The following is a 10,438-nucleotide window of genomic DNA, read 5'->3' as shown; positions in this document are numbered from 1 at the left end:
TCATGAAATACGGTATTCTGATGTGACAAAACCTGAATCCTGGTCGTTAAAGTGTTTGTTTGCACTCATATTTTAACTGTTAGGACTCAGGTTTTTTTTATTTAAAGCAAACTATGGGACAGCAGTGATCTCAGGATTCCTTTTTTATTGCTTGGTGTTTTATTTAGCGAAGCCCATAGCAGAAATTTGTTAAAATATGGGTATAGTAAACAGATTGATCTTGATATGCCTTACCAACTGATCCAACTCGATATCCAGGCCATCGATAATATTGCCTGCCCGCATTGCCAGCAAAACGTTATAGACTGGAATGAAGAACAATATGTACAACCATGTGAGCATACTTTGTTTATTGCCATGGATATTGGCTTTGAATATATGACTGATGAATTCGAGCACAGCATGCCGCGTTCGGTAGATGATCTGCATGCCAATGATGATCAGGTGAATATGCTGGATGAAATCACCCAAGCGACCTATCCAGATTACCTGATTTATAAGTCGGATCTGGGAGCGCAAGGATATTTTCGTTATGTGGGTTTTACTGCATAAACTAGAGTTAATAAAAAAGCGCCCTCTGGCGCTTTTTTATTGTTCAAACATCAGCTTTCAATTTCTTCTTCGACTTCATCGTCAGTGGTATCCATGCCGAGCTCTTTCAGTTTGCGGGTAAGGGTGTTGCGGCCCCAACCGAGCAGTTCTGCGGCATGACGTTTACGGCCACGGGTCTGTTGTAATGCAGCATTGATCAGAGTGCGTTCGAACATCGGAGTGGCAGCATCCAGAAGTTTCATTTCGCCATTTTTGAGCTTTTGCATCGCCCATTGACCCAGCAATTCATCCCAGTGCTGTGGACCCACTTGGTTTAAGTTTGGAATTGGTGAGCCTAAATCTAAATCTTGAATTGGGATTTGTTTCAGCTCAGGTGGTAGGTCTTCTGGATAGACTTCACGACCTGTGATCATCACGGTCAGCCAGCGACAGGTATTTTCAAGTTGACGCACATTACCTTGCCACGGCAGTTTTTGCATATATTCCTGGGTTTCAGGACGCAAAATTTTGGGATTAACGCCGAGTTCTTTACCAGCACGTGCCAGGAAGTGCTGCGCCAGCATCGGAATGTCTTCACTGCGATGTGCCAGTTTTGGAATGTGAATCCGAATCACATTCAGGCGGTGATACAAGTCTTCACGGAAACGGCCGTCATGTACCAGTTTTTCCAGATCCTGATGTGTCGCTGCCACGATACGCACATCGACCTTAACTGGAATATGACCGCCAACACGGTAGAACTCGCCATCGGCCAAAACACGCAATAAACGGGTTTGGGTTTCAAAAGGCATGTCGCCAATTTCATCCAGAAACAGCGTGCCGCCGTTGGCCTGTTCAAAACGACCTTGACGCTGGGTATTGGCACCGGTAAATGCACCTTTTTCGTGACCAAAAAGTTCGGTTTCGATCAGGTCTTTGGGAATGGCTGCCATATTCAGGGCAATAAAGGGCTTTGCACTACGCGGTGAATGGCGGTGCAAGGCATGTGCCACCAATTCTTTCCCTGTACCGGACTCACCATTAATGAGTACAGTAATATGCGATTGCGCTAAACGGCCGATGGCGCGAAACACTTCCTGCATGGCGGGAGATTCACCGATAATTTCAGTCGATTGAATCGGCGGGGCAACTTTTGCTGATTCTTGTTGTTGCAGCTTGGTAATATGCAAAATCGCACGATTGACCAGTGCCAGCGCTTCATCAATATCAAAAGGCTTTGGCAGATATTCAAAAGCACCAGTTTGATAACTTGATACAGCAGACTCTAGGTCTGAATGCGCCGTCATAATAATCACAGGCAGGTCAGGATAATTGTGTTTGACCTTACCCAAGAAGGTGAGTCCATCAATCCCCGGCATACGGATATCGGTCAGAATCACATCTGGTGCATCAACACTGAGTTGATCTAGTGCGGATTGTGCTTCTTCAAAGCTGGTCACGTCCAAGCCTTCTTCTTTAAAGGTTTTTTCCAGTACCCAGCGCATGGCACGATCGTCATCAATCACCCATATTTTATTTCGCGACATGATTCGACTCCCAAGGTAAATATAAGCTAAACACGGTTTTTCCAGCCACGGACTGACATTCAATCATGCCGTTATGCTGATGAATAATATTTTGAGCAATACTGAGACCCAGTCCGGTACCTTTGGCGCGACTGGTGACCAGTGGATAAAACACAGATTCGATAATGTCTTCGGGGACCCCAGGGCCATTGTCTTCAATATCAATGCGTACCACAGAGCGATGAATTGCCCCGTTAATGGTAAATAGGCGCTGAATCCGGGTTCTTAAAACCAGTTCAGGCTGGTGATCGACAAAAAACTCTTTGTTCTCGGTCATGGCCTGTACTGCATTGGCACAAATATTCAAGATCACCTGAATCAGTTGATCACGGTCTGCCAGAACTTCAGGTAAGGACAGGTCATAATCCCGAATAATCTTGATTTTCTTTTTGCTTTGATTGGCGATGAGTGAGCGCACCCGCTCAAGTGGCTCATGTACATTCACCAGCTCATAGCTTGGCAGTTGGCGTGAACCGAGCATGGTGTCGGCCAGATTTCGGAGTCGATCGACTTCACTAATAATAATATCGGTAAATTCTTTGTATTGTGGATCATTCAGACTGCGAGCCAGAAGTTGTGTTGCCCCCCGAATTCCGCCGAGTGGATTCTTGATTTCGTGCGCGACACCACGAATCAGCTGGCGAGCCACTTGATGTTGCTGAATCAGGTTTTCTTCACGCGAAATTTTAAGCATGCGGTCACGAGGATTGAGCTCGATTAACAACAGTGGGTGATAGGGCTTACCCAGATTTAGCTGAGAAACGGTGTAATCGACATGAATGTCCTTAAAGTTGACAATCAGTGTGGCTTCTCGGCGTGTATAAGGTTGGCCTGTAGTTAAAGTATTGTTCAGCGCTTCTTCAGTATTAAACTCATCGGTCGGATGTTGCAGAAGACCCAGTGCCGGACTTCCACTGGCGCGAAATAAGCTCACATCAAATAAGGCTTCGCAGGCAGAGTTGAGATAATAAATATTAAGATCGCGGTCTACCAATAAGATACACGTGGTCATATTGTCCACTAAAACACGATAGTCGATCGGAATAAGCTGATCCATTCGCGGTTTTTTTCCTGTATTAAAATGGCGCAATGGCATCTTCATAAAGCAATTTAATCAATTTTAAGTTCTGATTTGATGCAAGATGCACGCCAACTTTTATGACTAAAGCTTATTTATTGCGATGAAATGCAGAAATGTGCCACAGCGACACAATTCATCTTAGGTATAGCGGATTAAATTGAGGCTGTAAATCTAAAATGTTCTATTTTGGTGCGCGCGCAAATATGTTGTATATTTTATGGCGTTATTTTAGTGCATGATGCAAAGAGTCAGGTTTTCAACTATTTTTATGATGCGAAAAGACATACAATACGCGCATTCTAGTAGAGCGAAAATTCATGAAGTCCCCCAAAGTCGGTTTTGTATCTTTAGGTTGTCCTAAGGCATTGGTAGATTCTGAACGTATTTTAACCCAGTTAAAGACTGAAGGTTATGACGTCGCTTCGGATTATGACGGTGCTGATTTAGTTGTAGTAAATACCTGTGGTTTCATTGAATCCGCAGTGCAAGAATCGCTAGACGCGATTGGTGAGGCGATGAGCGCGAATGGTCGCGTCATCGTAACAGGCTGTCTAGGTAAAGACGAAGACAAGATTCGCCAGATGCATCCGAATGTCCTGAAAGTGACAGGTGCAGCGGCATATAAAGATGTTATGGATGCGGTTCATCAATACGTGCCTGAACCGCCAAAACACAATCCATTTATTGATTTAGTTCCAGAGCAAGGTATCCGCCTAACACCTAAACATTATGCCTATTTGAAAATATCGGAAGGCTGCAACCATCGTTGTACTTTCTGTATTATTCCAAGCATGCGTGGTGATTTGGTCTCCCGTCCAGTTGGTTCTGTGCTTGAAGAAGCCGCAGCGCTGAAACGTGCCGGTGTTAAAGAAGTACTCGTTATCTCCCAGGATACTTCTGCTTACGGTCTGGACACCAAATACAAGCTGGATTTCTGGAACGGCCAGCCGGTGAAAACCAAATTCTATGACATGTGTGAAGCACTCGGTCAGTTGGGAATCTGGGTGCGTTTGCACTATGTTTATCCATATCCGCATGTCGATGCCGTGATTGACCTGATGGCTCAAGGCAAAATCCTGCCTTATCTGGATATTCCATTTCAGCATGCGAGTCCAAAAATTCTCAAGCTGATGAAACGTCCTGCGCACAGTGAAAACACACTGGAGCGATTGAATATCTGGCGTGAAAAATGTCCTGATCTGGTTATCCGTTCAACATTTGTGGTGGGCTTCCCGGGTGAAACCGAAGAAGACTTCCAGATGCTGCTCGATTGGCTGAAACAAGCTCAATTGGATCGTGTAGGTTGCTTTACCTATTCACCAGTTGAAGGTGCGACAGCAAACGATTTGCCAGACCACGTTCCTGAAGAAATTAAACAAGAGCGTTATGAGCGTTTCATGCAGGTTCAGCAAGAAATCTCGGCAGCCAAACTCCAAAAACGTATTGGTCAGACCATGACCGTGCTGGTAGATGATCTGGAAGAAGAATTCCCGGTGGCAGTTGCGCGTTCTTATGCAGATGCACCTGAAATTGATGGCAATGTTTTTGTGGAAGATATTGATAAAAGCGTCATTAAGGCAGGGGATTTGCTTGAAGTCGAGATTACCGATGCAGACGAATATGATCTGTATGCAAAACTCATTTCAGTCAAATCTGCTTAAAATTTTGAATTAAAAAAATTTAAATTGAATACTTTGGAGTTTGATGATGTTGGATTCTAAAAAGCCACGCTTTGGTCGCATTCTGTTAAAGCTTTCTGGTGAAGCGCTGGCAGGCAATAAAGACATGGGAATCGATGCACAAGTGCTCGACCAGATGTCGCTTTCTATTGCGCACCTTGTGGGTTTAGGCGTACAAGTAGGTATCGTGGTCGGTGGTGGTAACCTGTACCGCGGTAGCCAGCTGCAAAAAGACGGTCTGGTTGGCCGGGTCACTGGTGATCAGATGGGTATGCTGGCAACCGTGATGAACGGTCTGGCACTACGCGACGCTTTGGTGCGCCGTAATATTAAAACCCGTTTGATGTCTGCACTGCCAATTGGTGCAGTGGTTGAGTCTTACTCGAGCCGTGATGCGATCCGTCACCTGACTCAGGGTGAAGTGTGTGTATTCGTGGCAGGTACAGGTAATCCATTCTTTACCACAGATACCGCAGCATGTTTGCGTGGTATTGAAATCGAATCAGATTTGATTTTGAAAGCCACTAAAGTCGATGGTGTATATAACAAAGATCCAAGCAAATATGACGATGCGGTTAAATATGACACTTTAACCTTTGATCAGGTGCTGGATGAAAAACTGGGTGTCATGGACTTAACTGCGATCTGTTTATGTCGTGACCACAATGTGCCACTACAAGTATTCGATATGAATAAATCTGGCGCATTACTTTCAGTGGTGATGGGCGAAAAAGAAGGGACTCACGTTACCAATTAATGACGTGAGCACCAAAGCACTTTATACTACGCGCTAATTTAGCAATTAACTTTTTTAGAATTAAGTAAGGAAGATCATATGATTAACGATCTTAAAAAAGACAGCGAAGACCGTATGAACAAAACTCTAGAATCTCTAGAGCATGGTTTTGCAAAAGTTCGTACCGGTCGCGCGCATCCATCTATTTTAAATAATGTGATGGTTTCTTACTATGGTTCAGACGTTCCATTGAACCAGGTGGCAAACGTTGGTGTTGAAGATTCACGCACCCTGTTGGTTCAACCATTTGAACGTTCAATGGTGGCTGCAATTGATAAAGCGATTCGTGAATCTGACTTGGGTCTTAACCCGATTTCAGCAGATGCGATCCGTGTACCTATGGCAGCACTCACTGAAGAAACACGTCGTGACATGCAGAAAGTTGCCCGTACTGAAGCAGAAAATGCGAAAGTGGCAATTCGTAACATTCGCCGTGATGTATTGGGTGATATCAAAGCTTTATTGAAAGAAAAAGAAATTTCTGAAGATGAAGAACGTCGTGCTGCTGATGAAATCCAGAAAATTACCGACAAATTTGTTGCTGAAGTTGACAAACGCTTGGCTGCGAAAGAAGCTGAATTGATGAAGGTCTAATTCATCGATGACCGCTGCTGAAGAAAACCCCTGTCTTCCGAAACATGTTGCCATCATTATGGATGGCAACAATCGTTTCGCCAAAAAAAATCAGATGCAGAAAGGTGATGGACACCGTGAAGGAAAAACGGTTCTGGATCCGATTGTAGAACACTGTAGAAAAAGAAATATCCAGGCTTTAACTGTTTTTGCCTTTTCCAGTGAAAACTGGAATCGTCCACAGTTTGAAGTCGAATTGCTCATGAAACTCCTGCTTGACACGATTCATGAGCAACTCCCCCGCATGGAAAAATTCAATATTGCCTTACGTTTTATCGGTGATCGCAGCCGTTTGTCCGCTGAATTGCAGGGACTCATGTTGCAAGCCGAACAAAGGACTGCTAATTTCAATAGTATGACACTCACTATTGCAATCAGTTATGGCGGTATGTGGGATATGGCACAAGCTGCAAAGCAAATTGCCAGTGATGTTTTAACAAATAAATTAGATCTTGATGCAATTGATACTGATGTATTTGGTCAATATGTCAGCCTCGGTGACTTACCAGCAGTTGATCTGCTGATTCGTACTGGCGGAGATTTCCGTCTGTCGAATTTTCTGTTATGGCAGGCAGCCTATGCAGAGCTTTATTTCACTGAGACGCTGTGGCCAGAATTTACCGTTGAAGAACTTGATGATGCACTTGCCGTATTTGGTGGGCGTGAACGTCGTTTCGGTAAAACATCAGAACAGGTTCATCAGGAAAAACTTGAGAATTAATACATGTTTGAGCGGATTATAACCGCATTGGTGTTGGTAGCAGTTGTACTGAGCTGTATGTTTGCTACTGAATCACATTATCCAATGTTTGTATTGATGGTTCTTGCTGCTGGGGTTGCCGGTTATGAGTGGTTTAAACTCATGCCGCGAAAATTTAAGCAGGTCATCAAGCCCGTTGCATGGGGATATGGGGTGCTGACCGCGGCTCTATCAGCATTGGCATTGTATTTTGCTGAAGTCGCTTTGTTGTTATGGGTGGCTTCTATTATTACCTGGTTACTCAGTATTTACTGGGTCAAGTCTTATCCTGAGTATGACGGCTGGTACAATACAAGTCTAAATGGCATTGGTGTAGTGCTGATTTCTGCTGCTGTCACCGCAATTTTCTCGGTTTGGCAAAGTTCACCGTGGTGGTTGATGTACCTGTTTTTACTGGTATGGGGCGCAGACAGCGGTGCGTATTTTGTCGGCCGTAAATTCGGTAGGAAAAAACTTGCACCAAATGTCAGCCCAAACAAATCTGTAGAAGGGCTGTATGGTGGTGTGGTCACCTCAATGCTGATTGTGATTGCAGTTGCTTTGCTTTATCTGGAGATGACCTGGCCAGAACTTATTTTATTCCTGACCTTATCGGTGATCACGGTCTTCAGTTCAGTACTGGGAGATCTGTTTGAATCCATGATCAAACGACGTGCCGGTATTAAAGACTCGGGCCGTATTTTACCGGGTCATGGTGGGGTGCTGGATCGTATTGATTCTTTGCTTGCTGCAGCTCCAATCTTTGCGGCAGGTATTGCTGTTCTAAAACTTATTGGTGTAGATTTATAAATGTCACAAGCGGTTTGTATACTGGGTGCTACAGGTTCTATTGGTCAAAGTACTTTAAAAATCTTGCAGCGACATCCTGAAGCGTACTCGGTTTTTGCTGTAACCGCGCAAAGTCGTATTGATGAGCTGGTCAAGATTTGCCAGCAATATCGCCCTAAAGTGGCGGTGGTGCCTGCGGCAAAAGTGGAGGAGTTTTCAAAACTCCTTCAGCAACATGGTCTGGCTGATATTGAAATTCTGCAAGATGAAGCCGGTTTAATTGCTGTGGCTGAACATGCGGATGTCGATATTGTCATGGCTGCCATTGTCGGTGCTGCCGGATTGTTGCCGACACTGGCTGCAGTAAAAGCAGGCAAGCGCGTACTGTTGGCCAATAAAGAAGCTTTGGTGATGTCCGGTGACATCATGATGCAGGCTGCACGCGATCATGGTGCATTGTTGCTTCCGGTGGATTCCGAACACAATGCGATTTTCCAGTGTTTACCACAGCACTATTTTGAGGCAGAGCGTCATGGCAAGCCCAAGCTGGGTGTCTCGCAAATTTTGTTAACTGCATCTGGTGGGCCGTTTCTCAATCATAGTCTACAACAGCTTGAAGATGTGACGCCTGCACAGGCCTGCAAGCATCCCAACTGGTCAATGGGCCAAAAAATTTCGGTCGATTCAGCGACTTTAATGAATAAAGGTCTGGAATTGATCGAAGCCTGTCATTTGTTTGCAGTTCAAGAACAATTTGTTACAGTCGTGGTGCATCCACAGAGTATTATTCACTCCATGGTTCAATATGTAGATGGTTCAACTTTGGCACAAATGGGTAATCCGGATATGGGCACACCTATTGCACATGCATTGGCATGGCCTGAGCGAATCAGTACGCATGTACCACCCTTAGATCTGTTTATGCACTCGCAGCTTAACTTTCAGGAACCGGATGTGATTCGGTTTCCTGCATTAAAGTTGGCGCGTCAGGCGATGCAGAGCGGCGGGATTGCACCCACGATTTTAAATGCGGCCAATGAAATTGCAGTTGACGCATTTTTACATCAGCAAATTAGGTTTACCCAAATCCCTCAAGTGGTTGAGCATGTCCTGAATCAGATGGATAATCAGCCGGCAAATGATCTGGAGGCTATCTTGCAGGCAGATCAAATGGCACGAGGTTTATCACAGCAGTATGTTGTGAATAAAGGAAGTTAAGACATGAACGCCTTGTTTATTATTGCAGCCGCAATCCTGTTACTCGGTCCCTTAATTGCGATTCATGAGTTTGGTCACTATATTGTGGCGCGTAAACTGGGCGTTAAAGTGTTGGTGTATTCGATTGGTTTTGGACCAACGCTGTTAAAGTGGACCTCAAAAAAATCTGGCATTCAATATCAGCTATCCGCCTTACCTTTAGGCGGTTATGTGAAAATGCTGGATGAACGTGAAGGCAATGTTGCTGAAGAAGACTTGCCCAAAGCATTTAACCGTCAGCATCCCTGGAAACGGATTGCCATTGTGGCAGCGGGACCATTGATCAACCTCATTCTTGCGGTGCTGTTATTCTGGGTGCTGTTTTTACCGGCACAAGAGCAGCTGAATACCCGCGTTGGTAAAGTTTTACCAGATACGCCGGCTGCAACAGTACAAATGCAGCCGGGTGACAAAATTGTTGCTGTGGACGGGACTCCAGTCGAAACCTGGGAAAAACTGAGTTATGCGCTGGTGGATCGTGTGGGTGAAACCGGCGTAGTGTCTATTCAGGCAGAACGTGCCGGGGAAAACAAGCTGTTCCAGTTACCGATTCGGGACTATTTAAAAGACCAGAGTCAATCTCCGTTAGACAGTCTGGGCTTCTTGCCTTATCGACCGGAAATTCCGGCTGTGATTAGCAAGCTGACTGAAGATGGTGCAGCAATTCGCCAAGGCCTGAAGCAAGGTGACAAAATTCTGACCATTGATGGTGTCCAGATGAAAGACTGGTTTGATGTGGTACAAATCGTACAGGCATCACCAGAAAAGTTATTGAAGATGGATGTATTGCGCGAAAACCAGGTGGTGCAACTTGAAGTGATGCCACAGGGCAAGCGTGACAATATGGGTAATGTCACGGGTATGCTCGGTGTACAAAGTGATCCGGGTAAAATCTCGATTCCCGCAGAATATAAGCAGACCATTCACTACAATCCAGCTGAAGCACTGGTGATGGCATTTGATAAAACTGCGCACTTATCTTCGATGATTCTGAACTCGATTGTCAAAATGGTACGTGGCATGATTGGACTGGATAACTTATCTGGACCGATCACCATTGCCAAAGTCGCAGGACAAAGCGCGGAAATGGGTTGGGAAACTTTTATTTCCTTTATGGCGCTAATGAGTGTAAGTTTAGGAATATTAAATCTACTGCCGATTCCAATGCTTGATGGCGGACATCTGGTTTACTATTTTGTTGAATTAATTCGTGGTAAACCTGTTTCCGAACAAATACAATTGGTTGGACTGAAAATTGGTATGGTACTGCTCGGCAGTATGATGCTTCTGGCATTATTTAATGATTTTATGCGTTTATAACAACGTAGATGGAATAAATTAACAGCG

Annotated in this window: 10 protein-coding genes; 8 read left to right on the top strand and 2 right to left on the bottom strand. The window is 44.7% G+C overall.

All coding sequences use genetic code 11. The annotated features are described in order from the left end of the window. Positions 1-225 precede the first annotated feature (225 nt). The gene (locus FTT75_RS07505; protein WP_074383169.1) at positions 226-552 is read left to right on the top strand and encodes a hypothetical protein; all 327 of its coding nucleotides are present in this window, start codon (positions 226-228) and stop codon (positions 550-552) included. A 50-nt stretch (positions 553-602) separates the two neighbouring features. Here FTT75_RS07505 and glnG read toward each other — a convergent pair whose 3' ends face one another. Then, on the bottom strand, positions 603-2,078 hold the full coding sequence (glnG, locus tag FTT75_RS07500; protein WP_074382865.1) for a nitrogen regulation protein NR(I): 1,476 nt from the start codon (positions 2,076-2,078) through the stop codon (positions 603-605). Then, entirely contained in the window at positions 2,065-3,174 is a 1,110-nt protein-coding gene (gene glnL, locus FTT75_RS07495) for a nitrogen regulation protein NR(II) (protein WP_005096702.1), read from the bottom strand. Before glnL ends, glnG begins: the two co-directional genes overlap by 14 nt. A gap of 341 nt (positions 3,175-3,515) precedes the next feature. Between glnL and rimO the strand changes: the two genes are divergently transcribed. The 7 genes from rimO (at position 3,516) to rseP (ending at position 10,411) form a co-directional block, all read left to right on the top strand. After that, positions 3,516-4,859 (top strand): 30S ribosomal protein S12 methylthiotransferase RimO, encoded by a 1,344-nt coding sequence (gene rimO / locus FTT75_RS07490; RefSeq protein WP_005096703.1) that lies wholly within the window; start codon positions 3,516-3,518, stop codon positions 4,857-4,859. Positions 4,860-4,905: 46 nt separating this feature from the next. After that, complete coding sequence (pyrH, locus tag FTT75_RS07485) at positions 4,906-5,634, top strand: UMP kinase (RefSeq protein ID WP_004279886.1); 729 nt, start codon at positions 4,906-4,908, stop codon at positions 5,632-5,634. Between the two features lie 78 nt (positions 5,635-5,712). Continuing rightward, on the top strand, positions 5,713-6,267 hold the full coding sequence (gene frr / locus FTT75_RS07480; RefSeq protein WP_005096705.1) for a ribosome recycling factor: 555 nt from the start codon (positions 5,713-5,715) through the stop codon (positions 6,265-6,267). 7 nt (positions 6,268-6,274) lie between these two features. After that, positions 6,275-7,027: a polyprenyl diphosphate synthase gene (gene uppS / locus FTT75_RS07475; RefSeq protein ID WP_005096706.1), complete on the top strand. Its 753-nt coding sequence runs from the start codon at positions 6,275-6,277 to the stop codon at positions 7,025-7,027. Between the two features lie 3 nt (positions 7,028-7,030). Further along, entirely contained in the window at positions 7,031-7,855 is an 825-nt protein-coding gene (locus FTT75_RS07470) for a phosphatidate cytidylyltransferase (protein WP_074382864.1), read from the top strand. Beyond that, the gene (gene ispC / locus FTT75_RS07465) at positions 7,856-9,052 is read left to right on the top strand and encodes a 1-deoxy-D-xylulose-5-phosphate reductoisomerase (protein WP_005171243.1); all 1,197 of its coding nucleotides are present in this window, start codon (positions 7,856-7,858) and stop codon (positions 9,050-9,052) included. A 3-nt stretch (positions 9,053-9,055) separates the two neighbouring features. After that, complete coding sequence (gene rseP / locus FTT75_RS07460; protein WP_180186188.1) at positions 9,056-10,411, top strand: RIP metalloprotease RseP; 1,356 nt, start codon at positions 9,056-9,058, stop codon at positions 10,409-10,411. Positions 10,412-10,438 lie beyond the last annotated feature (27 nt).

This window comes from Acinetobacter sp. YH01008, from assembly GCF_013420435.1.
Classification (GTDB): Bacteria; Pseudomonadota; Gammaproteobacteria; order Pseudomonadales; family Moraxellaceae; genus Acinetobacter; species Acinetobacter pseudolwoffii.
The sequence above is the reverse complement of the archived record's forward strand: the minus strand, read 5'-3'. Positions and strand labels throughout refer to the sequence as shown.

Coding starts and splice junctions, on each gene's coding strand:
- rimO (WP_005096703.1), top strand. CDS start 3,516: ATGAAGTCCCCCAAAGTCGGTTTTGTATCTTTAGGTTGTCCTAAGGCA.
- uppS (WP_005096706.1), top strand. CDS start 6,275: ATGACCGCTGCTGAAGAAAACCCCTGTCTTCCGAAACATGTTGCCATC.
- pyrH (WP_004279886.1), top strand. CDS start 4,906: ATGTTGGATTCTAAAAAGCCACGCTTTGGTCGCATTCTGTTAAAGCTT.
- frr (WP_005096705.1), top strand. CDS start 5,713: ATGATTAACGATCTTAAAAAAGACAGCGAAGACCGTATGAACAAAACT.
- glnG (WP_074382865.1), bottom strand. CDS start 2,078: ATGTCGCGAAATAAAATATGGGTGATTGATGACGATCGTGCCATGCGC.
- FTT75_RS07505 (WP_074383169.1), top strand. CDS start 226: ATGCCTTACCAACTGATCCAACTCGATATCCAGGCCATCGATAATATT.
- ispC (WP_005171243.1), top strand. CDS start 7,856: ATGTCACAAGCGGTTTGTATACTGGGTGCTACAGGTTCTATTGGTCAA.
- FTT75_RS07470 (WP_074382864.1), top strand. CDS start 7,031: ATGTTTGAGCGGATTATAACCGCATTGGTGTTGGTAGCAGTTGTACTG.
- rseP (WP_180186188.1), top strand. CDS start 9,056: ATGAACGCCTTGTTTATTATTGCAGCCGCAATCCTGTTACTCGGTCCC.
- glnL (WP_005096702.1), bottom strand. CDS start 3,174: ATGGATCAGCTTATTCCGATCGACTATCGTGTTTTAGTGGACAATATG.